At 60.5% G+C, this 26,814-nt stretch carries 24 protein-coding genes; 7 read left to right on the top strand and 17 right to left on the bottom strand.

The window, feature by feature from the left end; translation table 11 throughout:
- The first annotated feature begins 124 nt into the window (after positions 1 to 124).
- Together pnp and ADS46_RS03015 are read left to right on the top strand one after the other, a co-directional pair.
- Positions 125 to 2,287 carry a polyribonucleotide nucleotidyltransferase gene (pnp, locus tag ADS46_RS03020; RefSeq protein WP_066316108.1) on the top strand — a complete coding sequence of 721 codons (2,163 nt, stop codon included), beginning with the start codon at positions 125 to 127 and terminating at the stop codon, positions 2,285 to 2,287.
- 93 nt (positions 2,288 to 2,380) lie between these two features.
- The gene (locus ADS46_RS03015; protein WP_066316106.1) at positions 2,381 to 3,550 is read left to right on the top strand and encodes an MFS transporter; all 1,170 of its coding nucleotides are present in this window, start codon (positions 2,381 to 2,383) and stop codon (positions 3,548 to 3,550) included.
- Between the two features lie 71 nt (positions 3,551 to 3,621).
- Here ADS46_RS03015 and ADS46_RS03010 read toward each other — a convergent pair whose 3' ends face one another.
- The 11 genes from ADS46_RS03010 to dksA all read right to left on the bottom strand — a co-directional run bounded on the left by ADS46_RS03010 (position 3,622) and on the right by dksA (position 15,869).
- Positions 3,622 to 4,800: an acetyl-CoA C-acetyltransferase gene (locus ADS46_RS03010; RefSeq protein WP_066316105.1), complete on the bottom strand. Its 1,179-nt coding sequence runs from the start codon at positions 4,798 to 4,800 to the stop codon at positions 3,622 to 3,624.
- 191 nt (positions 4,801 to 4,991) lie between these two features.
- Positions 4,992 to 5,372, bottom strand: a complete 381-nt coding sequence (gene panD, locus ADS46_RS03005) for an aspartate 1-decarboxylase (RefSeq protein ID WP_066316103.1) — start codon at positions 5,370 to 5,372, stop codon at positions 4,992 to 4,994.
- Positions 5,373 to 5,393: 21 nt separating this feature from the next.
- Positions 5,394 to 6,266 carry a pantoate--beta-alanine ligase gene (gene panC, locus ADS46_RS03000; RefSeq protein WP_066316288.1) on the bottom strand — a complete coding sequence of 291 codons (873 nt, stop codon included), beginning with the start codon at positions 6,264 to 6,266 and terminating at the stop codon, positions 5,394 to 5,396.
- Between the two features lie 57 nt (positions 6,267 to 6,323).
- Entirely contained in the window at positions 6,324 to 7,115 is a 792-nt protein-coding gene (gene panB, locus ADS46_RS02995) for a 3-methyl-2-oxobutanoate hydroxymethyltransferase (RefSeq protein WP_066316101.1), read from the bottom strand.
- Positions 7,116 to 7,249: 134 nt separating this feature from the next.
- The gene (gene folK / locus ADS46_RS02990) at positions 7,250 to 7,756 is read right to left on the bottom strand and encodes a 2-amino-4-hydroxy-6-hydroxymethyldihydropteridine diphosphokinase (RefSeq protein WP_066316100.1); all 507 of its coding nucleotides are present in this window, start codon (positions 7,754 to 7,756) and stop codon (positions 7,250 to 7,252) included.
- 8 nt (positions 7,757 to 7,764) lie between these two features.
- Entirely contained in the window at positions 7,765 to 9,150 is a 1,386-nt protein-coding gene (gene pcnB, locus ADS46_RS02985) for a polynucleotide adenylyltransferase PcnB (protein WP_066316099.1), read from the bottom strand.
- A gap of 821 nt (positions 9,151 to 9,971) precedes the next feature.
- Positions 9,972 to 11,360, bottom strand: a complete 1,389-nt coding sequence (locus ADS46_RS02980; protein WP_066316097.1) for a sigma-54-dependent transcriptional regulator — start codon at positions 11,358 to 11,360, stop codon at positions 9,972 to 9,974.
- Positions 11,353 to 14,286: an ATP-binding protein gene (locus ADS46_RS02975; RefSeq protein ID WP_066316096.1), complete on the bottom strand. Its 2,934-nt coding sequence runs from the start codon at positions 14,284 to 14,286 to the stop codon at positions 11,353 to 11,355. Before ADS46_RS02975 ends, ADS46_RS02980 begins: the two co-directional genes overlap by 8 nt.
- On the bottom strand, positions 14,276 to 14,452 hold the full coding sequence (locus ADS46_RS18815) for a hypothetical protein (RefSeq protein WP_175474715.1): 177 nt from the start codon (positions 14,450 to 14,452) through the stop codon (positions 14,276 to 14,278). The genes ADS46_RS02975 and ADS46_RS18815 overlap by 11 nt, the downstream gene beginning before the upstream one ends.
- Before the next feature lies 1 nt (position 14,453).
- On the bottom strand, positions 14,454 to 15,353 hold the full coding sequence (gene gluQRS, locus ADS46_RS02970) for a tRNA glutamyl-Q(34) synthetase GluQRS (RefSeq protein ID WP_066316093.1): 900 nt from the start codon (positions 15,351 to 15,353) through the stop codon (positions 14,454 to 14,456).
- A 78-nt stretch (positions 15,354 to 15,431) separates the two neighbouring features.
- A complete protein-coding gene (gene dksA, locus ADS46_RS02965; protein WP_066316091.1) occupies positions 15,432 to 15,869 on the bottom strand; it encodes an RNA polymerase-binding protein DksA in 438 nt (145 codons plus the stop codon).
- Positions 15,870 to 16,054: 185 nt separating this feature from the next.
- Between dksA and ADS46_RS02960 the strand changes: the two genes are divergently transcribed.
- The gene (locus ADS46_RS02960) at positions 16,055 to 17,215 is read left to right on the top strand and encodes an aminotransferase class I/II-fold pyridoxal phosphate-dependent enzyme (protein WP_066316089.1); all 1,161 of its coding nucleotides are present in this window, start codon (positions 16,055 to 16,057) and stop codon (positions 17,213 to 17,215) included.
- On the top strand, positions 17,212 to 18,000 hold the full coding sequence (gene sfsA, locus ADS46_RS02955; protein WP_066316087.1) for a DNA/RNA nuclease SfsA: 789 nt from the start codon (positions 17,212 to 17,214) through the stop codon (positions 17,998 to 18,000). Before ADS46_RS02960 ends, sfsA begins: the two co-directional genes overlap by 4 nt.
- Here sfsA and metW read toward each other — a convergent pair.
- The 5 genes from metW to ADS46_RS02930 form a co-directional block, all read right to left on the bottom strand.
- Positions 17,947 to 18,540, bottom strand: coding sequence for a methionine biosynthesis protein MetW (metW, locus tag ADS46_RS02950; RefSeq protein ID WP_066316286.1), 594 nt, complete (start codon positions 18,538 to 18,540; stop codon positions 17,947 to 17,949). The two genes, sfsA and metW, sit on opposite strands and share 54 nt — an antisense overlap.
- A complete protein-coding gene (gene metX / locus ADS46_RS02945) occupies positions 18,540 to 19,736 on the bottom strand; it encodes a homoserine O-succinyltransferase MetX (RefSeq protein ID WP_066316085.1) in 1,197 nt (398 codons plus the stop codon). The genes metW and metX overlap by 1 nt, the downstream gene beginning before the upstream one ends.
- A 53-nt stretch (positions 19,737 to 19,789) precedes the next feature.
- Positions 19,790 to 20,383: a YggT family protein gene (locus ADS46_RS02940; protein WP_066316083.1), complete on the bottom strand. Its 594-nt coding sequence runs from the start codon at positions 20,381 to 20,383 to the stop codon at positions 19,790 to 19,792.
- A gap of 29 nt (positions 20,384 to 20,412) precedes the next feature.
- Entirely contained in the window at positions 20,413 to 21,237 is an 825-nt protein-coding gene (proC, locus tag ADS46_RS02935) for a pyrroline-5-carboxylate reductase (protein ID WP_066316081.1), read from the bottom strand.
- Between the two features lie 89 nt (positions 21,238 to 21,326).
- Positions 21,327 to 22,028 (bottom strand): YggS family pyridoxal phosphate-dependent enzyme, encoded by a 702-nt coding sequence (locus tag ADS46_RS02930; RefSeq protein ID WP_066316078.1) that lies wholly within the window; start codon positions 22,026 to 22,028, stop codon positions 21,327 to 21,329.
- A 33-nt stretch (positions 22,029 to 22,061) separates the two neighbouring features.
- Between ADS46_RS02930 and ADS46_RS02925 the strand changes: the two genes are divergently transcribed.
- Positions 22,062 to 23,105 (top strand): type IV pilus twitching motility protein PilT, encoded by a 1,044-nt coding sequence (locus ADS46_RS02925; RefSeq protein WP_066316076.1) that lies wholly within the window; start codon positions 22,062 to 22,064, stop codon positions 23,103 to 23,105.
- A gap of 3 nt (positions 23,106 to 23,108) precedes the next feature.
- On the top strand, positions 23,109 to 24,278 hold the full coding sequence (locus ADS46_RS02920) for a PilT/PilU family type 4a pilus ATPase (protein WP_066316072.1): 1,170 nt from the start codon (positions 23,109 to 23,111) through the stop codon (positions 24,276 to 24,278).
- Positions 24,279 to 24,286: 8 nt separating this feature from the next.
- On the opposite strand, the gene ADS46_RS02915 is transcribed toward ADS46_RS02920, so the two are convergent.
- A complete protein-coding gene (locus ADS46_RS02915) occupies positions 24,287 to 25,417 on the bottom strand; it encodes an anhydro-N-acetylmuramic acid kinase (protein WP_066316282.1) in 1,131 nt (376 codons plus the stop codon).
- A gap of 114 nt (positions 25,418 to 25,531) precedes the next feature.
- Between ADS46_RS02915 and tyrS the strand changes: the two genes are divergently transcribed.
- Positions 25,532 to 26,731 carry a tyrosine--tRNA ligase gene (gene tyrS, locus ADS46_RS02910; RefSeq protein WP_066316069.1) on the top strand — a complete coding sequence of 400 codons (1,200 nt, stop codon included), beginning with the start codon at positions 25,532 to 25,534 and terminating at the stop codon, positions 26,729 to 26,731.
- The last annotated feature ends 83 nt before the right edge of the window (positions 26,732 to 26,814 follow it).

Genomic DNA, 26,814 nt, shown 5'->3' with positions numbered 1-26,814 from the left:
GTCGAGAAACGGGCAGTCCCTTCGGGGGCTGCCCGTTTTTTTGTTTCTGGTAGCCCTATCGCGCGGCAACGCCTAGAATGGTGGCGAGTCCAAACGACCCATACGAAAAGACAAGTAGCTATTAATGTTAAAGGAAGTCGCCGTGAATCCGGTAAAGAAAACGTTCCAATACGGTCGTAGCACCGTCACCCTAGAAACCGGGCGTATCGCTCGCCAAGCCACCGGCGCCGTTATGGTGACCATGGACGATACCGTTGTCCTGTGTACCGTGGTGGCCAAGAAAGAAGCGAATCCCAGCCAACCCTTTTTCCCGCTCTCGGTTCATTACCAGGAGAAGACCTACGCAGTCGGCAAGATTCCTGGCGGGTTCTTCAAACGTGAAGGCCGTCCGACCGAGAAAGAGACGCTCACGTCGCGCTTGATCGATCGTCCGATCCGTCCGCTGTTCCCCAAGGGGTTCATGAACGAAGTGCAGGTAATCTGTACTGTCCTTTCGACCGATCGCAATCATGATCCAGACATCGCGGCGATGCTGGGCACCTCAGCGGCGCTTTCGATTTCGGGCGTTCCCTTTAGTGGCCCGATTGGCTGTGCCCGGGTTGGCTTTAATGAAGAGCAGGGCTACTTCCTGAACCCCACCGTTGAAGAGCTTGCCAGCTCTGAACTGGATATGGTCGTCGCGGGTACCGAGAAGGCCGTGCTGATGGTCGAGTCGGAAGCCAAAGAGCTGCTTGAAGACGAAATGCTGGGGGCTGTGCTGTTCGGGCACGAAGAAATGCAGGTCGCGATCCGGGCGATCAATGAACTGGTTGCCGAAGCCGGTAAACCGCGCTGGGATTGGCAGCCGCCCGAAGAAAATACAGCGCTGAAAGCGGCCATGGCGGACGCTTTTGAAGCCAAAGTCGGGGAAGCCTATCGGATTACCGACAAGATGGCTCGTCAGGACGCGCTGTCTGCCCTGAAAGACGACGCCGTTGCCCAGCTTGCGGCTCCCGAAGGCGAAGAGGCGGAAGGCAAATTCAGCAAGGATGACGTCAAAGCCGCCTTCGCGGGGCTTGAAAAGCGCGTCGTGCGCTCTCGTGTCGTCAAGGGCGAGCCGCGCATTGACGGCCGTGACAATACCACGGTGCGTCCGCTGGATATCGAAGTCGGTACGCTGCCCAAAACGCATGGTTCCGCTGTGTTTACGCGTGGTGAAACCCAGGCGATTGCCATTGCCACCCTGGGCACGCTACGTGATTCGCAGCTCATCGAGTCGCTGGAAGGCGAGCGTAAAGACCGCTTTATGCTGCACTATAACTTCCCTCCTTACAGCGTCGGCGAGGCGGGCTTCATGGGCGGGCCCAAGCGTCGCGAAATCGGCCATGGCCGTCTGGCGCGTCGCGGTGTTCAGGCCATGCTGCCAGCTGAAGATGCGTTTCCCTACACCATTCGGGTCGTATCGGAAATTACCGAGTCCAACGGCTCAAGCTCAATGGCGTCGGTGTGTGGTTCGTCGCTGGCCCTGATGGACGCCGGTGTGCCGCTGAAGGCACCGGTGGCCGGTATTGCCATGGGCCTGGTCAAGGATGAAGACGGTTATGCCGTATTGACCGATATCCTGGGGGACGAAGATCACCTTGGCGACATGGACTTCAAGGTGGCCGGTTCCCAAGAGGGCGTGACCGCCCTGCAGATGGACATCAAGATCGAAGGCATCAACGAAGAGATCATGGAAACGGCGCTACAGCAGGCCCATACCGCACGTCTGGGAATCCTCGAGCAAATGAATGCCGTGATCGCCCAGAGCCGTACGGAAGTGTCTGAAAACGCCCCGTCCATGGCGACCATCAAGATCGATCCGGACAAGATCCGTGATGTTATCGGTAAGGGTGGCGCCACGATTCGCAAGATTTGCGAAGATACCGGCGCGTCGGTCGACTTGGACGACGACGGTACCGTGCGTATCTACGCGGAAGACAAAGCTGCCGCGAAAAAAGCCATCGACACCGTACTGGCCATTACGGCGGAAGCGGAAATCGGCAAGCTGTACATGGGCAAGGTGGTACGCATTGCCGACTTCGGCGCTTTTGTGAATATCATGCCGGGCACGGATGGGCTGGTGCATATCTCGCAGATTGTGCAAGAGCGGGTTAACAACGTCCGCGACTTCCTGAACGAAGGTGACGACGTGCTCGTGAAGGTGCTCGATATCGATAACCGCAACCGGGTGAAGCTCTCGATCAAGGAGATCACCGAAGAAGAGAAAGCGGCCTTTGAAGCCGCCGACGTGGAAGTCGCTGACTAACCAGCGGCAGCGTCGATATCACCGCCCTCGCAGCGTCTCGTTGCGAGGGCGGTATTGTTTGGGAGATTGTCCGGGGACAGGGAGGAAGGAGCGATGGAGCAGCAACAAGCACCGCGTTGGTGGGCAGTGTTCGCGGTGATGATGGGGATTTTCCTGCTGGTGACGGCCGAGCAGCTACCGATTGGTCTGCTGTCGCAGGTAGCGTCCTCCATGGGCGTTACGCCAGGCATGGCAGGCTTGATGGTCACGGTGCCTGGGGTGGTGGCTGCCTTCTCGGCGCCGCTTCTGCCGGTCGCGGTGGGGCGTCTTGATCGCCGCATCATGCTGACGCTACTCATGGGTGTCATGGTGCTGGGTAGCGTGCTGACGTCGCTGGCCAGCAATTTGGCGCTACTGTTGGCCTCGCGTGTGCTGGTCGGACTCAGTATTGGCGGTTTCTGGGCAGTCGCCGGGAGCATTGCGCCGCGTCTGGTGCCCGAGGCCCAGGTGTCCAAGGCAATGACGGTGATCTTTGGCGGGGTTGCAGCGGCGTCGGTGCTGGGGGTGCCACTAGGAACCCTGCTGGGCGAGTTCAGCAGCTGGCGGGTTGCCTTTGGCGCGCTGGGCGGTTTAAGCCTGTTAACGGCCATGGCGCTGTGGTACTGGCTGCCACCATTGCCACCCCGCGAGCCGGTTCGACTGCGGATACTGGCGCAGCAGTTCAGCAACCGCGGCGTACGGGTGGCAGTGCTGACCACCGGTTTTGTCGTGGTGGGGCACTTCGCGGCCTATACCTTTATCAGCCCCGTACTGCAGGACATCAGCGGTATTGCGCAGCGTCACGTGGGCAGTTTGCTGCTGCTCTACGGGGCGGCGGGAATCCTGGGTAATATCGCGGCAGGCATGTTCGCCGGTCGTCACCCTTATCGCGCCGTGCTGGCGATCCCCTGCGTGTTACTGCTGGTCGTTGCGGCCTTTCCCTGGCTGGGCGTGACGCCGACCAGCGGTGTGGCGTTGTTGATGGTGTGGGGCGCGGTGTTCGGCAGCGTGTCGGTGAGCATTCAAACCTGGATTCTGCGCACCGCCCCGAACACCGAGGCGGCTACCGCGCTGATGGCGTTTACCTTCAACCTGTCAATCGGGTTTGGGGCGATGGTCGGCGGGCGGATTGTCGACGGCACCAGCCTGCCGGTGGCGATGTGGGCCGCGTCGGGGCTGTTTTTGCTGGGTACACTGCTGGTGTTGCGAACGCCGTCGAGGGTCGTGGGGGAGAGGCACCGCTGAGCCAGGCAAAAAAATACCCCCGTCGAGGCGGGGGCATAGCGGTGATACATCAGCCGCGTCGGCCGTACAGGCTAGCTTCGTTCAATCGCCAGTGCGACCCCCTGGCCGCCGCCGATACACAGCGTCGCCAGGCCTTTTTTCGAATCGCGGGCAATCATTTCATGCAGCAACGTCACGAACACCCGGCAGCCCGAGGCACCGATGGGGTGGCCCAGGGCAATCGCGCCGCCGTTGACGTTGACCTTGCTGGTATCCCAGCCGAGCTCTTTATTGACCGAAAGCGCCTGGGCCGCAAAGGCTTCGTTGGCTTCCACCAGGTCCAGGTCGTCGAGGTGCCAGCCCGTTTTTTCCAGGCAGCGGCGAGTGGCCGGTGCGGGGCCAATGCCCATGATCGCCGGGTCGACGCCCGCGTTGGCGTAGCCGGCAATCCGGGCGAGCGGCTCCAGGCCAAGCTGTTTGGCTTTTTCCGCCGAGCAGATCATTACCACCGCGGCGCCATCGTTGAGCGCCGAGGCGTTACCGGCGGTCACGGTGCCGTCTTTCTTGAACGCCGGGCGCATGCTGCCTAGTTTCTCGGCGGTGACTTCGCGTGGGTTCTCGTCGGTATCAAACACCAGCGGGTCGCCTTTGCGCTGGGGAACTTCCACCGGCACGATCTGGCTTTTGAACCTGCCCTCTTTAATGGCGGCCGCGGCTTTCTGTTGCGACGCAGCAGCGAATTCATCCATCGCTTCACGGGTAATGCCGTACTTTTCGGCCAGGTTCTCCGCGGTGATGCCCATGTGGTAATTATTGAAGGCATCCCACAGACCGTCGTGCACCATGGAGTCGATAGCCTTCCAGTCGCCCATGCGCTGCCCGTTGCGTGAATTGGGCAGTACGTGGGGAGAGGCCGACATGTTTTCCTGGCCACCGGCCAGAATCAGCTCGGCATCGCCGCAGCGAATGGCCTGAGTCGCGAGATGCAGGGCTTTCAGGCCCGAGCCACACACCTTGTTGATCGTCATGGCCGGTACGGCCTCGGGAAGACCGGCCTTGATCGACGCCTGGCGAGCTGGGTTCTGGCCGACACCGGCGGTCAGTACCTGGCCCAGCAGCACTTCATCGACCTGGTCGGCAGCAACGCCCGTTGATGAAAGAATGTCCTTGATGACGAGTGCGCCCAGGTCACTTGCGGGAATACCGGCAAGAGATCCTCCAAAAGCGCCTACAGCGGTGCGGCGTGCCGCCACAATGACTACTTCTTGCATAACAGACTCCTGGTCTAAGTAACGCCGGTGGGAAAACGCCAGCGTTTGTGTTGAGCGTTGTTGTAACCGTTATTGTCTCAGCATAGGTCTTGTATCAGCATAGGGGAAGGGTGTGGTTGGCGGCAATATGCTTTTTGGCCCAAATGAAAACGGGCCAGCGTGTGGCCCGTCGATCATTGTTTCTGCCCGCCCTAGGCAAGCTGGACAGGGATCGCATTACTGGTGTGGCTGACGTGGTTGCCTTCCTGAAGATACACCAGCGCGGGCTGATGGTTATCCAGCTCGGCTTCCGAGTAGTGGGCATAGCTGCAGATGATGATGCGATGCCCCGGTGACGCCAGATGGGCGGCAGCACCGTTGATCGAGATCAGGCGTGAGCCTTCTTCACCGCGGATGGCATAGGTGGTGAAGCGTTCGCCATTTTCCACGTTATAGATCTGGATCTGTTCGTTCTCGCGGATGCCGGCCATGTCCAGCAGGTCGCCGTCGATGGCGCAGGAGCCTTCGTAGTTGAGTACTGCGTGGGTCACGCGGGCCATATGCAACTTGGCTTTGAGCATAATCGTGTGCATGGAAACTCCTAGATAGCAACGCTAGCGTTGGTGGCTAGCATTCGTCGCAGCCGGTAGCTGCACGCTGAGGTTGTCGATAAGCCGGGCAGGGCCGAGATGGGCGGCGGCTAGCAGAACGGCGTGGCGCGTCGAGGGGGTCACTGGGCCGAGCATGGTGTCACGCAGCTCCAGGTAGTCCGGCGTAAAACCCGCATCATACAGGGCCGTGTGGCCTCGGTGTAGTACCTGTTCGACGGATTCGCCATGCTCTAATGCATCGCGCAAGCTGCACAGGGTTTGGTAAAGCGCAGGGGCCACTGCCCGTTCCTGCTGGCTCAGATAGCCGTTACGTGAAGACAGCGCAAGGCCATCCTCGGCGCGCACAATGGGGACGCCGATAATCTCGATGGGCAGGTGCAGGTCGCTGACCATCTTGCGAATCACCGCAAGCTGCTGGTAGTCCTTTTGGCCAAAAAAGGCCACGTCGGGCTGCACCAGATTAAACAGCATGCTGACCACGGTGGAAACGCCGTCAAAGTGCCCAGGCCGGGAGCCGCCACACAGGCCTTCCCCCATCTCGGGCACGTGCACCAGGGTCTGGGCGTCTAAACCATCAGGGTACAGCGCGCTGACGGTCGGGCTGAACAGGATATCGCAGCCTGCTTCGGTTAGCTGTGTCTGGTCCGCCTCGAAGGTACGAGGATAGGCGTCCAGGTCTTCGCCGGGGCCAAATTGCATGGGATTGACGAACAGGCTGGCGACGACCACGTCTGCGCTCTGCCGGGCGCGGGCAACCAGCGCAAGGTGCCCGGCGTGAAGGTTGCCCATGGTGGGTACCAGGGCAATCCGCTGGCCGCGTAATCGGTGCTCGCGCAGCGTATGGCGTAGCTCGGAGATGTCTCGCAAAGTATGCATAGCAGTCTTGTCGTCGTTCACGGGCATTGCGCTAATACGTTCCCATTGGAACATCGTTTAAAAGCAGTGTTCCGGCGCGGGGAAGGTCCGGGTTTTGACCGCCTCGTGATAGTGCTGAAACGCCGACTGAATGCTGTCGGCGTCAGCCATGAAGTTTTTCACAAAGCGCGGCGTACGACCGTGGGTCACCCCGAGAACATCGTGCATCACCAGGATCTGGCCGTCGGTATCCGGACCCGCGCCGATACCGATCACCGGCACTTCCAGCGCTTCCGTGACCGCCTTGCCCAGGCTCGCGGGCACGCACTCCAGTAAGATGACCGATGCGCCCGCCGCAACGAGGGTTTTGGCATCGTTAATGATCTGCTCTGCCTGGGCGGCCTCTCGGCCTTGTACCTTATAGCCGCCAAGTTGATAGACCGTCTGCGGGGTCAGCCCCAGGTGTGCGCAGACAGGGATGCCACGACGGGTCATCTCGCGGATGCCGTCGGCCATCCAGGCTTCGCCTTCGACCTTGACGAGCTCGGCACCGGCGCGCATGAGAGCGGCGGCGTCGTCCAGCATGCGTTCGGTGGTGGCATTGCTCATGAAGGGCAGGTCGACCATCAGCAGGCTATGGCCTTTGCCACGGGCCGTGCAGCGGGTGTGGTAACAGATGTCGTCAATGGTCACCGGCAGGGTGCTGTTGTGGCCCTGCAGGACCATGCCCAGCGAGTCGCCCACCAGCAACACATCGATCCCTGCGTGGCTGGCGGCGTGGGCAAAGGAAGCATCATAGGCGGTCAGGCAACTGAACGTTTCGCCAGCGCGCTTGTGCGCCTGTAGCGTGCTCAGGGTGACGGTTTTCATGGCGTGCTCTCATGTTCTACGTGAGGCCGACGCGGCATCGGCGTGCGGCCAGTGTTAACGCCGCCTTGTGGCGGGCGCTGAGTGGCGTAACCGGTAATTGTTACCTGAATGCAGGCTTGGTGTCGAGATGTGTGTCAGATGGTAGCCGTCGGGGTAACATCGGCATCCGTTAGCCGACGTATCGGCGCGCTATCGAGTTCGGCCCGCCAGTCACCCAGTGGGCGATGGTGGAGGCTTAAGTCCGGGGCCAGCTCGTACAAGGGGACAAGGACAAAGGCGCGTGTGTGCATATGTAAATGAGGAACCCGAAGGCGGGGCAGTCTGATCGTTTCCTGGCCGTAAAGTAGCAGGTCCAGGTCGAGTGTCCGTGGCCCCCACCGGCGTTGCCGTTGTCGGCGATGTCGCTGTTCCAGCGCCTGCAGTTGGTCGAGCAGCGCAAGAGGCGAGAGTCGCGTTTCAAGCGCGGCAACCGCATTGATAAAATCGGGCTGATCCTGGGGGCCCAACGGCGGCGTGGCATACAGTGAAGAGGTATCGACCACGTCGCTCAGCGGGAGGCGGGCAAGCTCATCAAGCGCCTGACGGACCTGGGCCATGGGGTTATCCAGGTTGCTCCCCAGGCCGATATAGGCAAGCGACATGTGCGCGGTTAACCTTCGCTCTTGCGCGGTTTGCGGCGCCGTTTACGGCGGCGGTCGCCCTGGCCTGCAGGGTCGCCGCCCACCTTTTGCAGCAGCCGGCGTTGATCGTGTTCATCGCCTGTCTGGAAGGCGTTCCACCATTCACCCAGCCCGCCAGGGATTTCTCCTGACTGTTCGCGCAGCAGCAGCAGGTCATAAGCGGCACGGAAGCGCGGGTGTTCGCGGGTCTGGAACGCCTTTTTGCCGCGGCGCAGGGGTAAGCGCCCCTGAAGCTCCCAAATGTCGCGCATCGGCATGCCAAAGCGTTTGGGGATGGATACATGCTGAAGCTGTCGAGTCACTACCTGCTGAGCGGCCGCTTGTAGCGCGGGAATGGACGGCATGCCCTCGCTTTCAAGCGCTGCCTGGCGGTGGGCAACCGGGGGCCACAAGAACGCCGCCAGCAAGAACGCAGGGGTGACGGGGCGGTCTTCGGCGATACGCTTGTCGGTGTTGGCAAGCGCCTTTTCAATCAAATCTTCCGCCCATGCCGCATCCGCCATGGCCTCTTCGGCTTCGGGGAACAGCATGCCAAACAGTCCGTAATGGCTTAGCATCCTGAAGGTCACCAGGCCATGACCCGACATGAACAGCTTGAGTACTTCATCGAAAAGCCTCGCCGGGGGGATACTCAACAGCAGCGGTGCCAGATCGTACATGGGCGCTTCGGTGTCGGCGTCAATCGTGAAGTCCAGCTTGGCGGCAAACCGCACTGCCCGCAGCATGCGAACCGGGTCCTCGCGGTAGCGGGTAGCGGGGTCGCCAATCAAGCGCAGTGTCCGCGCCTCGATATCCTGCGCCCCGTTGGCAAAGTCATGGATAGTGAAATCGGCGATGTTGTAGTACAGCGCATTCACCGTGAAGTCGCGCCGCAGAGCATCCTCTTCGATATTGCCCCATACGTTGTCGCGCAGCAAAAGGCCGTCATCCGACTGTTGAGCAATATGATCGCCGTGTTCGTCCTGGGGCTTGCCGCGGAAGGTCGTGACCTCGATGACTTCGCGGCCAAAGCGCACATGCACAATACGGAAACGGCGCCCGATCAGGCGCGAATTGCGGAAAAGATCGCGTACCTGCTCGGGGGTTGCGTTGGTCGCAACATCAAAATCCTTGGGCATTTTGCCAAGCAGGGCGTCGCGAATGCAGCCGCCTACCAGATAGGCTTCAAACCCGGCGCCATTCAGGCGATAAAGCACCTTCAAGGCAGCATCGCTGATCTGCTGACGAGAAACGGGATGCTCGGAGCGAGGTATGATGCGGGGGCTAAGCGCGCCTGATGCGCCCTGTTGGGGTTCGAGCAGAGATTTCAATTGCTCTCCCGGACTGTGTAATAAACGGGTAAATCCTTTAAGCATGCGGCGGAATCGACTCGCAGGATATCGAAAAAGTGGCCCTAATGTAAGCGACGAGTCGCTGAGTGTAGCCGACCGCTGGAGGCTTGCAAAGCGTTGGCAGGGTTGTGGCACGAGCAAGGCCGCTAAACGCAGAAAGGGGAGGCCAATAAGGCCTCCCCTGTAAAAGCGACAATCAGCGTCCGTTGCTGCTGTTTTTCTTCATGATGGCACATCGCCCTGAATACGCACCGCAGTCGGTAGGCGTGGCAATCACGTGGATTCCGACCGCCTCGTATTCAAAACAATAATCCAACCGCGAATCTTTCATCCTCCGGCGATTTGTTATTGGATCCGGGGTGTACACACTGACTGCTGTTGTTCTTGTTGGGGCGCAGTCTTTCCGGCGTACGTCGCGTCCATTTTTTGGGCACTTGCCGTGTTTTATTGTTGTATGTAGCGCTTATTTTTCTTAGCGCAAGCAAGTAACGAGATACAAGCCTGTTGTTGTTGTTAGTACCGTTATCTCTGCCTGGCCCTGTTGTTCTTGTTGTGGCTCAGGTCTGGGCGGTGTCATGTTGTTTTTGTTGGCGACTTACCGCGTTGCCCAGTTTGTTTTTCTTACCCAGATATATTGCACTCGCCGTGCCACTCGCAAGATAACGCATGGAATTCAGGTGGTTGGGTTTTTCTGCTATGCCAGGAAAGGATTGTGAGAATGAAGTGTTACCCGCTTTGAGCCGTCTTTCGTGTGGGAAGGTAACAGTATGCGGGTAACGAATTTCGTGGATATTTCTTTGATAAATCAGTGTATTAGACGTTAGTTGTAGGCGCGATGGCGCTGTTCAGCTAGGGCGACGTGCCGTCTTCTTGCGCGGTATGCCCAGCCGCTGGCGCCGCTCCCATAGGTTTTTGCGGCTGATCCCCAGCTTCTGTGCCAGCTCGGTCTCGCTCATCTGGTCCTGGTGCTCGAGTACAAAGTGTTGGAAATAGTCTTCCAATGACAGGTCATCGTCTTCGGCGCCGGGTTGAAGTGTGTCGGCGCTGGCGGCTGAAGGAGGGGGGCTGGCCGCTGGTGTCGGGCGATGGGAAACGGGGGCAAGCCCCAGGTCGTCGGGGTGGATCAAATGGCCTTCGGCCAGAATGACGCCGCGTTCCAGGGCATTTTCCAGCTCACGCACGTTGCCGGGCCAGGGATAGTCACGCAGCTCATGGCGTGCCGCCCGGGATAGGCGCAGCCCTTGGCGATCGTGGCGCTTGCAGGCCTTGTCGAGCAGGATGTCGGCGATTTCCAGCACGTCGTCTTCGCGCTCACGCAACGGCGGCAGCTCGATCTGCATGACATTCAGCCGGTAGTACAGGTCCAGGCGAAATTCGCCACTCTTGGAGAGCGCGCGCAGGTCGCGGTGGGTCGCGGCGATCAGGCGGACATCCACATGGCGGGTTTCCACCGAGCCGATTTTGCGAATTTCGCCTTCCTGGAGCACGCGCAGCAGCCGTGCTTGAGCGTCGAGGGGTAACTCGCCAATTTCGTCCAGAAATAGCGTGCCGCCATCGGCGGCTTCGACCAGCCCGGTGCGCGCGGCGCTGGCGCCGGTGAAGGCGCCTTTTTCATGGCCAAACAGCTCTGACTCGATCAATGTTTCCGGGATGGCCGCGCAGTTGACGCATATCAGCGGAGCCTTGGCCCGTTTGCTTTGTTGATGCAGGGCGCGGGCGACGAGTTCCTTGCCGGTGCCGGACTCCCCCAGAATGAGCACCGTGACATCGGCGGGCGCGGTTTTGCGAATGCGGGTGTAGACCTGCTGCATGGCCACGCAGTTGCCGATCATGGTTTGTCGGCCGCCCCCGTCATCGGTGATGTCGGGCGGCGGGCTGTGCTGCATCGACTGCTGGTGAAGAATCCGCGCAACGGTTTCCAGGAGCTCTGCGTGGTCAAACGGTTTGGCTACGTAGTCCACCGCGCCCTGTTTGAGGGAGTCGACCGCCGAGCGCATGCTGGCATAGCTGGTCATGATCAGAACCGGCGCTGGCGCGGCGGCCTGGATCAGGTGGGTTCCCGGCTCGCCGGGCAGGCGTAGGTCGCTGATAATCAGATCAAAGTCGGCCAGCTCGAGTGTCTCGGCCTCTTCGGCACTGCCCGCTTCGCTGACCTCATAGTCGTGGCGCTCGAGCAGACGTCTGAGTGCACTGCGAATAATGGCTTCATCTTCAACAATCAGAATCCTAGACATGGGGCAGCTGATCATCCTGTTGGAAAAGCGGTAGCCACAGGGTTATGGCCGTACCGCGAGATGTTCCGGGCGGTGGCGATGCCACCTCAATTCTGCCGTGATGCTCATTGATAATCTGGTAGGCCAGTGATAACCCGAGCCCGGTGCCTTCCCCGGCTGCTTTGGTGGTGGTGAAGGGCTCAAACAGGTGGTCACGTACCTTGGGGTCAATACCCTGACCGTCGTCGGTCACACACCACCATGCCTGATCAGCCTGCTTGCCTGCCGTGATGCGTACGCTGCCCTCGGGGCCGCAGGCATCCCGCGCGTTGCCCAGTAGATTTACCATCACCTGGGTCAGGCGCTGGGCATCCCCTTGCACCACCAACGCGTCCGTACACTCATTGGTAAAGATGACATCCTCGCCCGAGCGGGCCAGGTGGATCAAGTGCAAGGCATCGTCGGTGATCGTTCTTAGCACGACGGGCGAGCGAGGCAGCCCGGGTGAATCGCGCCCGGCATGGGCAAAGCCGACCAGTGAATTGACGATCTTGGTGACCCGCTCGGTCAACTGTTGAATATGATCGGCGGTTTCCAGCAAGGCGGGATCCTGAGTGTCATAACGCAGGTTTTGCGCCAGCGACGAGATGCCGGTAATCGGATTGCCTATTTCATGGGCAACGCCCGCCGCCAGTTGGCCGATGGAAGCGAGGCGAGCGGCGTGAACCAGCTCGTCCTCCAGCCACTTCATCTCGGTGTGGTCTTCCACCAGAATGACGCTGCCACCGCGACTGTCGTTGCCGCTCAGGTCGGCCTTGTGCAGCGTCAGGAAGTAGTCTTTGTCGTGGAGCCTCACGGCTTGTTTGTACAGTGGCGACGGCCCTTCGTTGAGTACGCTACCCAGCAGCCATGGCCAGGGGGCAGGCAGGCTGTCCCGGCGCGAGCCGATCACGCTTTCCCCACTGATGCCGGAAAGCTGCGAAAGCGCCTGATTCCACATCACCAGCTCTTCGTCGTCGCCGAGGACGCAAAGCCCGACGGGCAGGTAAGCCAGCGTTTGGCGATGGTGGCGGCGCAGCCCATCGAGCTCGCGGGCAAGCCCGGTGAGCCGCGAGCGATAGGCTTCCAGGCGGCTTTCCACGAAATGGATGTCATCGGTAATCGGCGCATCGTCGTGCCGGTAGGGCAGGTAACGGTCGACGATGTCGCGCGCCACTGAAGGACCCATCAAGCCGGAAAGGTTGGCCTGGATACGGTCGCGAAGGCGGCGCAGTGCGTAGGGGCGGCGTTCCTGGTGAGTCAGGTTGAGTGCCTTGAGCGCGCGGTCGACTTCACGGTGGGCGGCGTCATCGCCCAGTGCCTGGGCCAGGTGGGCGGAGAAGTCACTCGCTGTGGCGGCTTCCAGCGGCAGGCGTTTCGAGCGAATGACCGCATCCACCGAGCAGGCTTCGGCCGCCGATTTTTCACCTTCCGAGGTGCGAGTGAACAGCGAAACGACAATCAGCAGCAGGATGTTGAGCGATTGAGACAACAAGGTGACGCTATACCAGATGGGTGCATCCGTGGGTGTCAGCGGTGTCAATGGCAGGGTGGGTGGGGTATAGCCCGCCACCAGGGGCAGCCATAGCCCCCAGAGCCAGACGCCAACCCCCCCGATCAGGCCAGCCACCATGCCCTTGCGGTTGGCACCCGGCCAGTAGAGCAGCGCCAGCATGCCTGGCAAACACTGGGCCATGCCGATGAAGGCGGCGAGCCCCAGGCTGGTCAGCGGGTGATGACGGCCAACCCACTGATAAAACAGCCAACCGCTTAAAATAACCCCGATCACCAGCCCCCGGCGCAGCCATAGCAGCCAGCCATACAAGTCACTACGTGCTTCGGGGGGCCTTGCCACCAACACGATGTGGTTGAGCACCATCCCCGAGAGCGCCAGCGCGATCAGCATCATGGTGCCGCTGGCGGCCGCCAGGCCGCCGATAAACGCCAGCGCACCGACCCACCAGTGCTCGCTCAATGCATAGGCGGCGTAGGCGGTGAAGGGGAGCGTCTCGTTGACCGACTGCGCAGCCCACCAGATAAGCGGGACAGGCAACGCCATCAGCAGTAAAAATAGCGGCAAGGTCCAGCTTGCCTGCAGCAGCGTCTGCGGCGACAGGCTTTCCGCAAAGGTGATATGAAACAAATGTGGCATCATGAAGGCGGCGGCAAAAAACAATAGCAGCAGGGTGCGCCATTGGGCGGGATCAAAGCGGGCGGTGCGCGCCTGGGCAAGGTAGCCGGGGCCTTCGAGCCATGCCTGCAGGTCGCCAGGGCCACTGAACACAAACCACAATGCCACGGCACCCAGCCCCAGCATGGCCAGCAGTTTGACGACCGATTCGATCGCCATGGTGCTCAACAGGCTGTTGTGACGACTATGCACATGACTGTGTCGCGCCCCGAGCATCACCGCCAAAGCGGCGATGGCCGCGCAAAATGTAAGCGCCACGACAGGCCCGGCCTGGCTCTGAGTGAAAAGATTGACCGCCTCGCTCATGGTTTTGACCTGAATGCCCAGCAATGGCAACACCGCGAGCAGGCTGACCAGGGTTACCAGAGTGCCCGCCCAGCGGGAGCGAAAACGAAAGGCGAACAGATCCGCCAGTGAGGCGAGTTGATAGGTACGGGTGATCCGCTGAATGGGGACCAGCAGCACCGGGGCAAGCAGAAAGGCACCGGCGGCCCCCAGGTAGTAGGCGAGATAGCCAAAGCCGACATTAGCCGCCAATTCGACGCTGCCATAAATTGCCCAGGCGCTGGCATAAACGCCTAGTGCCAGGGTATAGACGGCAGGATGACGGCTGATGCGCAGCGGTATCCAGCCCCGTTCCACCGCCAGGGCGCAGCCCAGCAGAAGGGCAAGATAGCCCAGGCCGAGAAGCAGCGCGCCAAGAACCTCAACGCTCATCCAGTTTCCTCTTCTGTTCAAGCCACAGTGTCAGGGCGATCAGCCCGCCCCAGATAACAAAGGGCCGATACCAGGCCACGCTCGGGTCGCTCCAGCCATCCATCAACAGGGGGGAGAGCAGATAGCCGCCGAAGACCAGAAACAGCATGATGCGGTAAACGTACATGTCAGGGCTCCTGTGGCAATTCGCGCTGCGCTGACGGTGACAGTCGCTCGACCGACCAATGTGTCACCGCCCAGTCTAACTGCGTTGCCACCGGCGCTTGGGCAAGGTCATCGGGTGGCGCCTGGTCAAGTGCTTGCAGCGCCCGAAACAGCTGGTGGCGTATGGCGCTCGGCTCGTCGGCCAACGCCGGTGCAAGGTTCTGCTTGGAAAGCTTTTGGCCCTGGGGTGTCACCACCAAGGGTAAATGCAGGTAACGGGGCTCGGGAACTGCCAGTGCCACTTGCAACTGGCGCTGCCAGGGCGTGTTGTCGAGCAGGTCAAAGCCTCTGACAACGTCCGTTATGCCCTGCTCGGCGTCGTCGACAACCACCGCCAGTTGATAGGCCCAGAGAGCATCTTTGCGTTTGAGGACGACATCCCCCAGTGTTTCAGGGTCGAACTGCTGCCAGCCAAACAGGCGGTCGTGCCATTGCACCGGGCGCTTTCCCAGGTCGCTGCGCAGCCGCCAGGCGACCGGCTGGGTGGGGTCACTCAGCCCGGTGCGACACCAGCCAGGATAGACCGGATATGCCTGCCACTGTTTGCGCGAACAGCTGCAAGGGTAGGCCAGCCCCAGGTCGGCGAGGGTATCGAGCGCCTGCTGATAGGCAGCGTGGCGGTCATGCTGCCAGCGAACGGTCTCGTCCCAGTGAAGGCCAAACGTTTCCAACTGGCGCAAAATGATGCTGTCGGTGCCTGACGGGCAGCGTGGCGGGTCGATATCTTCAATGCGTACCAGCCAATCGCCGCCCGCCGCGCGGGCGTCCAGGTAACTGCCCAGGGCTGCCACCAGCGAGCCAAAATGCAGAGGCCCTGACGGTGTGGGGGCGAACCGCCCACGATAGCGAGTTGGTTGCGTCATCGAAGCCTTCCAGAAACCAAAACGGGCACCACAGGGTGCCCGCATTTCACAATAGCATACAGGTCGATTCTTCCTGGCTTAGCCGCCGAGTTGCTTCTCCTTGAGCTCGGCCAGGGTCTTGCAGTCGACGCATAGCGTGGCGGTCGGGCGCGCTTCAAGACGGCGAATACCAATCTCGACCCCGCAGGCTTCGCAGAAGCCGTAATCGTCTTCGTCGATCTTCTCGATGGTTTCGTTAATTTTCTTGAGCAGCTTACGCTCGCGGTCCCGGGTGCGCAGCTCAAGGCTGAAACCTTCTTCCTGGGTCGCCCGATCGGCCGGATCGGCGTAGTTGTTAGCATCTTCCTGCAGGTGGCGTACGGTACGGTCCACCTCTTCCATGAGGTCCTGTTTCCAATCCAACAGCAGCTGGCGGAAGTGCGCCAGCTGTTGGTCATTCATATATTCTTCACCCGTTGCCGGCTCATACGGTGTGAAGGGCTTGGACGCTTCCGGTTTTTTTTCCGCTACTGGCATGGGAGTGCCCCCTACGTATGTGACTACTGATCGACCATGAGCGTGTGTCACGATCTCACGCCAAAGGGATGCTTGTTTAGCTGAAAATTGGCTGTGTTGCAAGCATAATAGAATGCTTTCTATCATGAACTTGCCTCCAGTGCGACCAAGCTCATGTTTTTACTGCCGCTAGGTAAGGAGCCGTTATGGCCTGGAATTCACGGGTGAATCATGTCGCACCTTTTCGTGTGATGCATCTACTGGAAATGGCTCAGGCGCGTGAGGCAGCGGGCCATGATGTGATTCACCTCGAAGTAGGGGAGCCGGATTTTGCTACCCCCGCGCCGGTTGTGGCCGCGGGTCAGCAAGCATTGGCGACAGGCAAAACCCGCTACACGCCTGCCGCTGGCCTGCCCGCATTGCGCGAGGCCATTGCCGGTCACTACGCGGAGCACTTCAATGCCTCGGTAGACCCCGCGCGGATTCTGGTCACACCCGGCGCTTCGGGGGCGCTGCTGCTGGCCAGCCAGCTACTGGTCGAGACGGGCGATCGGGTCATGATGGCCGATCCCAACTACCCGTGTAATCGCCATTTCATGGCTCTGGCTGGTGCCGACGTCGATGCTATCCCGGTCGGTCGTGACAGCGGCTGGCAGTTGGACGCTGCGCTGGTCGAGCGGCACTGGCAACCCCATACGCGGCTGGCGATGCTGGCATCGCCTTCCAACCCGACCGGCCATACGTTGAGTGCCGATGCGTTGAAAGCGGTGTTCAAGGCGGTGGCCGAACGTGGCGGCGAGGTGCTGGTGGATGAGATCTATCAGGGGCTGAATTACGACGACGCGCCTCTTTCGGCAACGTCGTTGTCTGACGACGCCTTTGTGGTCAACAGCTTTTCCAAATACTTCGGCATGACCGGCTGGCGCCTAGGCTGGCTGGTGGCCCCCGAGCGTGCGATCGAGCCGCTCACCAGGCTTGCCCAGAACGTGTTTCTTGCCGCCCCGACGCCTTCCCAGCACGCTGCATTGGCCGCCTTTACCCCCGAGTGTCGCGACATTCTCGAGACTCAGCGGGCGACGCTCAAGCAGCGTCGTCAGGTATTGCTTGAGGGCTTGGCGCAGTTAGGGCTGGCGCCGGATCTGCCGCCCCAGGGGGCGTTTTATCTGTGGCTGGACATTTCCCGCTATAGTCGTGACAGCCAGGATTTTTGCGAACGGCTGCTGCGTGAGGAGAACGTGGCGATCACGCCGGGCATCGATTTTGCCGTACAGGGCGGCGAGCATCATGTGCGTATTGCCTTCACCAACGACGTCGAGCGGCTGGAAGACGCCGTGGTGCGCATTACCCGCTTTGTGAGCCGTCTATGATTGCCTACCAGGGCTTGGTGCCGGGTACCTTGCTGCGCCGCTACAAGCGCTTTCTGGCCGATGTGCGCCTGGACGACGGCCGGGACGTCGTCGCTCACTGCCCCAATACCGGCTCGATGAAGGCGGTCAATGTGCCCGGTTGCCGGGTATGGCTGTCGCCAAGCGATAATCCGAAACGCAAGCTGGCCTGGACCTGGGAATGGATCGAGCTGCCGCAGCCGGATGGCACGGCGGCGCTGGCCTCGGTGCATACCGGGCGCGCCAATCGCATTGTGGAGGCGGCCATCAAGGCGGGTGATATCGCGCCGCTGGCGGGGTATCCAACGCTCAGGCGCGAGGTGAAAGTGGCCGACGCGCGGTTGGATTTTCGCCTGGACGACCCTGACCGTGGCGCCGTCTACATCGAAGTCAAGCAGGTGACGCTAAAAGAAACCGACGGGCATGGTTACTTCCCCGACTCGGTCAGCGTGCGCGGCGCCAAACATCTGCGCTCGCTGCAGGCGTTAGCCGAGCAGGGTGAGCGGGCGGTGTTGCTGTTTTGCGTGGCCCATGAGGGCATTGGCGATGTGGCCCCCGCCGCGCATATTGATCCGGCTTACGCGGCTGCAATGGCGAAAGCGGCCAGGGCAGGCGTCGAGGTGTTGGCATACGGGATAGACGTGCAGTGGGCGGCCGCCAAGCCCGCGTCAGTGCGCCTGACGCGGGCCTTGCCGATACGCTGGTCGGTGACCTCAGCGGCGACGTACGCGGAAAATGGCGATTTCACCGAACAGGTTGGGCCATAGCCGGGAAGTCCAGTGCCCGCGGTGGTCACCCACGCCCACGGCGCGATCCACAATCACCATGCCTTTTTCACGGCACAGGTGCTCAAAGTCGTTGAAGGTGGAGAGATGAATGTTGGGGGTGTCGTACCAGGCGTGGGGCAGCGACTTGGAAACCGGCATGTAGCCGCGCAGGCCCAGGTGAATACGGTGACGCCAATAGGCAAAGTTGGGAAACGTGATGATGCCCTCTTCGGCAACGCGCAGCATTTCATCGAGCATTTTATCGGGGCGACGCAGGGCCTGCAGGGCCTGGGTCATGATCACCTGATCGTAGCTGTTGTCGCAGAAGCTGCCCAGGCCATCGTCGAGGTTATGCTCGATGACATTGACGCCGCGGGCCACGCAGCCGGTAATGCCGTCGTGATCGATTTCAAGGCCGTAACCGGTCACGCCTTTGTGCTGGGCCAGCGCTTCGAGCAGTACACCATCACCGCAGGCCAGGTCCAGCACGTGCGCGCCCTCGGGGACCCAGTCGTAGATCAGTTCCAGATCAGCGCGCATCATGGTGTCTCCTCTGCATCCGGATGAGCGAGGTTAAGCTCGCGGGCCGCGCGATTCATGAAAGCACCGAATACCGCTTCGTAGCGGGGCTCGGGTAACAAGAACGCGTCGTGGCCATGGGGCGAGTCGATATTGGCGTAGCTCACCGGTTTGCCTGCACGGGTGAGGGCGTCGACCAACTCCCGAGAGCGTGGCGGCGGAAAGCGCCAGTCGGTGGTGAAGCTGACAATCAGGAACGGGCACTGTGCCGGGGCGAGGGCGTTGGCGAGATCCCCGCCCTGGGTGGACGCCGGGTCGAAGTAATCCAGCGCCTTGGTCATCAGCAGGTAGGTGTTGGCGTCAAAGGCGGTGGAAAACGTATCACCCTGATAGCGCAGGTAGGATTCCACCTGGAATTCGACCCCGAAGCCGAAGTTCAGGTCGTTGCTGCGCAGGTCACGGCCGAACTTGCTGCCCATGGCGTCTTCGGAAAGGTAGGTGATATGGCCCACCATACGGGCCAGCTTCAGCCCACGCTTGGGCACGGTATTATGTTCGGCGTACCAGCCGTCAAAAAAATCCGGGTCGGAGCGAATCGCCTGACGCGCGACTTCATTGAAGGCAATGTTCTGCGCCGACAGGCGTGGCGTTGCGGCGATGACCACCGCATTGGCCACCCGGTCAGGGTAGGTCATTGTCCACTCCAGCACCTGCATGCCCCCAAGGCTGCCGCCCACCGCTGCCGCCCAGCGCTCGATCCCCAGCTGGTCGGCCAGGCGAGCCTGGCTGGCCACCCAGTCACTCACCGTGACCATGGGGAAGTCTGGGCCCCACTGGCGACCGGTGTCGGGGTTGTGGCTCACCGGGCCGGTGCTGCCGTGGCAGCCGCCCAGGTTGTTCAGGGACACGACGAAAAAGCGGTTGGTGTCGATAGCTTTGCCGGGGCCGATATGGGCGTCCCACCAGCCGGGCTTGCGGTCTTCCTGACTGTGATAACCGGCCGCGTGGTGGTGGCCTGAGAGCGCATGGCAGATCAGTACCGCGTTGCTACGCTCGGCGTTAAGAGTGCCGTAGGTCTCGTAAATCAACTCGTACTCGGGCAATACCTTGCCGCAGGCGAGCGGAAGGGGCGTGTCGAATTTGGCGACATTCGGAGTGACCAGCCCGACGGAATTCGTCGGCCGGTCCTCAAAAGCAAGCGTGTCTGAATCGGGCATCGAAAGCGTTAGTCCTGCTGAGTCAGTCGTCGTAAATAAGCCAGTGCCAGTGATTACAGGCCGACCAGGGCGCCGGAAATGCCGGCCGCGCGAATCAGTGAGCCCACCAGTAGCCCGTCCACCAGGTTAATGGCGATAAATACCACAATGGGGGATAGATCAATCATGCCCAGCGGCGGGATGACCTTGCGTACCGGGGCCATGATGGGCTCTACCAGCTGCATGATTAACAGCGCACCTGGGTGGCTGGCGTTGGGGGCGACCCAGCTCAGAATGATCATCACGATCAAGGCGAAGAAGTAAATCTTCAGGATGGCGTTGGCCAGGGCGGCGATACCGGCGATCAGTAGCCCTGTCACAGGGGGCATGCCCACGCCAATCACCATGAAAATCGCAATAATGCTGATGACCTTGAGGACAAACCCGGCCGCCAGGGTGGCAAGATCGAAGCGACCGGCGACCGGCCCCAAAAACCCCTGGAAAAGCCCCACGGCTGGCTGGGTAATCTTGACGACTGTCTGACTCATGGGGTTGTAATAGTCGGCCCTTGACGCCTGCAATAAAAATCGCAGCATGAGTAAAAACAGATAAATATTGATCAGCGAGTTAACCAGCATTAACCCGGCGCTGCCCAATTCGTTGCCCATGGCTATTTCTCCTATAAAATCCGCGTTGTTTAGTGGCCGCTCAGTTCCTTGGACATGGCTTGGGCACGCTTGGCGCAGGCCTGCATCGCGTCAGCGATTGTCGTCCTGAGCTTTGCATCTTCCATGTGCTGAATCGCCTGCTCGGTGGTGCCGCCGGGCGACATGACATTCTGTTTGAGTGTTGCCGGGTCTTTATCGCTTTGTTGTGCCATGGTGGCGGCACCCAAGGCGGTTTGAATCGCCAGGCGGCGCGCCTTATCGGCGGGAAGGCCGAGCTCGACGGCGGCATCTTCCATGGCTTCCAGCATCAGGAAGAAATACGCCGGTGCGCTGCCTGAGACCGCTGTCACCGCGTCCAGCAAGGCTTCTTCCTCGACCCATTCGACGATACCCACCGCTTCCATGAGCTGAGTCGCTATATCGCGTTGGGCATCGCTGACCCGCGCATTAGCATACAGGCCACTGGCACCGCGGCCTACCAGAGACGGTGTATTCGGCATGCAGCGAACCACAGCGTTACCCCCGCCCAGCCATTGGTCAATGGTGGCCGCGTCAAGGCCAGCGGCGATGGAAATGACCAGAGGACGGCGCTGTTGAACGGTGTCGCTGAGCGCTTCGCATACGTCGCGCATGATCTGTGGTTTAACAGCCAGCACCAGGACGTCGGTCTGGCTCGCGGCGGCGTTGTTATCGGTTTGCGTCTGGATGTTCAGGCGTGTACGTAGCGCCTCGAGTTCGCTTTCCTGAGGCGCAGTGGCCGTGATGTCGTCAGGCGTGACACCGCTGTCGATCAGGCCGCCAATGATGGCGCTTGCCATATTGCCTGCGCCAATGAAGGTGATCTTGTTCGTCATGGGGGTATCCTCTGTTGAAAAAGGCGGCGTTGAGCCGCGTGATTTCATTCGCCTGGGTAAATGCGTTCCCGGTTGGCTCGATGGTTCGTTCAGGTATTCCGCGCACCAAAAATCGCCGTCCCTAAACGTACCAGTGTGGCACCTTCCAGCACAGCCGCTTCCAGGTCGTCGCTCATGCCCATGGAAAGCGTATCAAGCGGCGTATCGGGCAGTGCCTTCTGTAACGCTGACAAAAGCTTGCGCATCTCGGCCAGAGGCTGACGCTGGGCCGCCAGGCTTTCTGCCGGGGCCGGGATCGCCATCAGGCCCCGCAGCTTGAGGCCGGGTAGCGCGGCGACCTCCTGGGCAAGGGCTTCCACGTCTTCTGGCATGACGCCTGATTTTGAGGGCTCGCGGCTGATATTGACCTGTAAGCAAACGTTGAGGGGGGCCAAATGGGGAGGGCGCTGTTCGCTAAGCCGCTTGGCAATTTTCAGGCGGTCAATGGTGTGCAGCCAAGCGAAATTTTCGGCAACGGCCCGCGTTTTATTCGATTGCAGAGGGCCAATGAAATGCCACACAAGATCTTCCAGGTCGGCAAGCTCTGCCTGCTTGTCCAACGCTTCCTGCAGATAGTTCTCACCGAACTCACGCTGACCAAGCGCGCTTGCCTGGCGAATCATCGAGGCCGGCTTGGTTTTGCTTACGGCCAGCAGCGAGGCATCATTAACCGGGCGGCCAGCGTCAATGAGGGCGCGCTCTAGGCGCTGACGCGCGCTGGCTAGTGACGCTGGAAGCGCGTTATCTGTCATACTCAGGCACCTTACCGCAGCTGGGGAAGAAAGATGGATATTACCGAACTGCTGGCATTCTCGGCAAAGCAGAATGCATCCGACCTGCACTTATCCGCTGGCTTGCCACCCATGATACGGGTTGATGGCGATATCCGTCGGCTGAATGTGCCTGCCATGGATAACAGTGCCGTGCGCCGGTTGATTCACGACATCATGAACGATCGTCAGCGCCGCGACTACGAAGAACATCTCGAAGTCGACTTCTCTTTCGAAGTGCCGGGCGTGGCGCGTTTTCGAGTCAACGCCTTTAATCAGGCCCGCGGGGCCGGCGCGGTATTCCGCACCATTCCCAATCAGGTGCTATCGATGCAGGCCCTGGGGTTGGGCGAAGTGTTCGAGCGCCTTTCCATGCTGCCGCGCGGTCTGGTGTTGGTGACCGGGCCAACCGGTTCGGGGAAAAGTACCACCCTTGCGGCGATGATCGATTACATCAATGATCATCGCTATGAGCACATTCTCACCATCGAAGACCCGGTTGAGTTTGTGCATGCCAGCAAGCGCTGCCTGATTAATCAGCGGGAAGTCCATCGTGACACGCACGGCTTTGCGGAGGCGTTGCGCAGTGCGCTGCGCGAAGACCCGGATGTGATCCTGGTGGGAGAGCTGCGCGACCAGGAAACCATCCGCCTGGCATTAACGGCGGCAGAGACCGGCCACCTGGTGCTCGGGACGCTGCATACCACGTCAGCGGCCAAGACCATTGACCGGATTATTGATGTCTTCCCCGGCGAAGAGAAGGCCATGGTGCGTTCGATGCTGTCTGAGTCGCTGCAGGCGGTGGTCGCCCAGGTACTATTGAAGCGCCAGGGAGGCGGCCGCGTGGCGGCCCATGAAATTCTGATCGCGACCTCAGCGGTGCGCAATTTGATTCGTGAAGACAAGGTGGCGCAGATCTTCTCGGCGATTCAGACCGGCGGCAACCTGGGTATGCAAACGCTGGACGCCGCCCTGTCGCAACTGGTCAACGATGGCCATGTCGGCATGGAAGACGCCCAGGCACTGGCCAAGGGCACCCTCGCTTCCCGGGAGACGTAATCGATGGCGAATAACGACGCCTCAACGCTGACGCCTGGCCAGTGGCTGCACCAGTTGCTGGACATCATGGTGACGCAGCAAGCCTCAGACCTGCTCATTTCAACGGGTGCGCCGCCCAGCCTCAAGATGCCCAGCGGGCTGGTTCCCCTGGGCCAAAAGCCGTTGAGTGAACATCAGGTAAGCGAGCTGGTAACGCACACCGTGCCCGAAGGGTTGCGCGAGCGTTTCAGGCAACAGCGCGAGGCGAACTTTGCGCTGGGATTTGAAGATAAGGGGCGCTTTCGCGTTAGTGCCTTCCAGCAGCGAAACCAGCCTGCCATGGTGATACGCCGTATCGAGCAGCACATTCCCACCCTGGAAACCCTGGGTGTGCCCACGGCGCTTGCCTCGCTCGCCCATGCCAAACGGGGGCTGGTATTGGTGGTGGGGGGCACGGGGACCGGGAAATCCACTACTCTGGCGGCGATGGTGCAGGAGCGTAATGAAACGGTCGGTGGGCACATCATCAGCATTGAAGATCCGATCGAGTACCTGCATCCGCACAAGCGCGCCATCGTTAACCAGCGTGAAGTGGGCATTGATACCGAGTCGTTCGAAGTAGCGCTCCAGAACACCCTGCGCCAAGCCCCTGATGTGATCCTGATCGGCGAGATACGCAGCCGTGAAACCATGGAACACGCGTTGACGTTCGCTGAGACAGGCCATCTCTGTCTGGCCACCTTGCACGCCAACAATTCCAATCAGGCGTTGGAGCGAATCATTCATTTCTTCCCGCATGAACGCCATGAGCAGATATGGATGGATCTTTCCCTCAACCTCCGTGCGGTGGTGGCTCAACAGCTGTTGCCCAGCCTTGACGGTGGGCGTTGTGCGGCAGTTGAGGTCATGCTGCAGTCGTCACGGCTTGCCGACCTGATTCGTAAAGGCAGGGTCGACGAGATTAAAGCAGCCATGGCGGCGTCCCGGGATGACGGCATGCAGACCTTTGACCAAGCGCTCTTCGATCTTTGCCAGGCCTCGCAGATCAGCCAGGAGGTGGCGCTTGCCCACGCGGACTCCGCCAATGACTTGCGCCTCATGCTGAAGCTTGAGGGTGGGCAGGCGACCCCGCGTTCATTGGACGAGCGTGTTCCGGAACAGTGGGCTCTGCGCGATCGCGATGATGCCTGGTGACGCTGATGCTAGGGTGCGTAAATGCCGCCAAGGACGCGTGGCCCTCTGGCGCCGGTCACCGTAGGGACATTGCCGGGAAGCTGGTGCAGGCGCTGGTGGGCCAGCCAGGCAAAGGCACCTGCCTCGATCCAGTCTTCCGGCCAGCCGTAGGCCGACGGTGACGCAAAGTCGGCAAGGGGTAGGTGAGCGGCCAGTCTTGCCATCAGGTCAGCGTTATGCGCGCCACCCCCGCAGGTGATTACCGTGATGCCTTGGTGAGTGAGAGGCAACTGCTGGATGCCCTGTGCAACGCTGATCGCCGTGAGTTCGGCAAGCGTTGCCTGAACGTCACGAGGTGCTTCGTTACCGGTCAGGTGATGCTCCAGCCATGGCAGATGAAATAGCTCGCGCCCCGTACTACGTGGGGGTGCCTGTTGAAAGAAAGGGGCTTCCAGCAGACGTTCCAGCAAACCTGGGTCCACCCTTCCGCTGGCTGCCCATGCCCCGTTCTGATCGAAACGGCCGCCCTGGTGTTTTGAGAACCAGGCATCCAGCAACACATTTGCAGGCCCCGTATCGAAGCCCGTCACGGGCGTTTCCGCGTTGCTGGGCAGCCACGTCAGGTTGGCAAAACCGCCCAGGTTCAAGATGAGCTGTTCGCCTTGCTGGCGTCCAAACAGCGCCTGATGAAAGGCGGGTGCCAGCGGCGCCGCCTGCCCGCCTGCTGCCAGGTCGCGGCGGCGAAAATCAGCCACAACGGTGCAGCCGGTCAACTCCGCCAGCAGGCTGGGATTATCCAACTGATGTGTGTAGGCCGGGCCGCCATTATGGCCGCCTGGGGCGTGCTCAATGGTCTGCCCATGGCTGCCTACCGCCTGGATCTGTCCAGGCGAAAGTTGCTGTGCGGTCAGCAGGGCGTTCACTGCCTTGGCTTGCAGTCGGCAAAAGGCGTCTTCGGCGGCGGCCAATTCGGCAAAGCTCACTTCTTGTGCATGGCAAAGATGCAGCAACTGCTTATGCAGTGCGTCTGGCATTGCGACGGCAGTCGTCCCCAGCAGTTCTGGCGGCGTATCGCGGCCAATCGCCACCAGGGCGGCGTCAATGCCGTCAAGGCTGGTGCCTGACATCAGGCCAATATAATAATGCGGTGCAGATTTCATAAGACGACCCATACGAAGCGCGTTAAGGCTCAACCAATACCCGTGAGCATGGTAACATCGCCCACAATTTATTATCCGAACGCCAACAAGGCGATGCTTACGTGGAGAAAAGCAATGAGTGAGGTGGATCAGGCGCTAGCGTTGCTGTCGCGGGGGACCCATGAAATTCTGGTGGAGGATGAACTGCGCGAAAAGCTGGCCTCTGGCCGTACGCTGCGTATCAAGGCAGGTTTCGATCCCACGGCCCCCGATCTACATTTAGGGCACAGTGTCCTGCTGACCAAGATGCGCCAGTTCCAGGACCTGGGCCACACCGTTATCTTCCTCATCGGCGATTTCACCGGCCGTATTGGTGACCCCACCGGTAAAAGCGTGACCCGCAAACCGCTGACCGAAGCCGACGTTAAGGCCAATGCCGATACCTACAGGGAACAGGTATTTAAAATCCTTGATCCCGATAAAACCGAGGTGCGCTTTAACGCTGAATGGTTTGGCGACCTGACCGCCGCCAAGATGATCGAGCTGGCAGCGCAGAGTACCGTTGCGCGTATGCTTGAGCGCGACGACTTTGAAAAACGCTACAAGGCCAATCAGTCGATCGCCATCCACGAATTTCTCTACCCGCTGGTACAGGGCTACGACTCGGTCGCGTTAGACGCGGATGTCGAATTAGGCGGTACCGATCAGAAGTTCAACCTGCTGATGGGCCGGGAGATTCAAAAGCATTTCGGTCAGCAGCCGCAGGTGGTCATCACCATGCCGCTGCTTGAAGGTTTGGACGGCGTGCAGAAGATGTCCAAGTCGCTGGGTAACTATGTGGGTGTCGATGAAACGCCCGGCTTTATGTTCAACAAGCTGGTTTCCATGCCGGATACCCTGATCTGGCGCTATTTTGATTTACTGTCGCTGAAGTCGAACGAAGAAATCGAAGCGCTCAAGCAGAGCGTTGAGCAGGGCGCAAACCCGCGCGATGTCAAGATGGAGCTGGCGCGTGAGCTGATAGCGCGCTACCACGGCGACGAAGCTGCTGCCAACGCCCATCGATCAGCGGGTAATCAGTTGGCTGACGGCGAACTGCCAGAAGACCTGCCCGAAGTGGAAGTCGACTTTGAAGGGGGGAGTGAAGCGCCGATCGCTGCGGTTCTCAACCGTTCGGGGTTGACCAAGAACAGCGCCCAGGCGAAAGACATGCTCAAAAATGGCAGTGTCAAAGTGGATGGCGAGGCTGTGGCGCAAGACACCATGCTGACAACCGGCAAGGCTTACGTTATCCAGGCAGGCAAGAAACGTTACGCCCGTGTGACACTGCGCTAATTTTTTTCGCACGCCCCTTGCGTCCCCGCCAGCAACACCGTAAAGTACGCATCCGCTGCCGGGGACGCCCAGCGTTGCCAGCG

The organism is Halomonas sp. G11, from assembly GCF_001663515.1.
In the GTDB taxonomy this organism is placed as follows: Bacteria; Pseudomonadota; Gammaproteobacteria; order Pseudomonadales; family Halomonadaceae; genus Vreelandella.
This window is presented reverse-complemented; position numbering and strand designations above follow the sequence as displayed.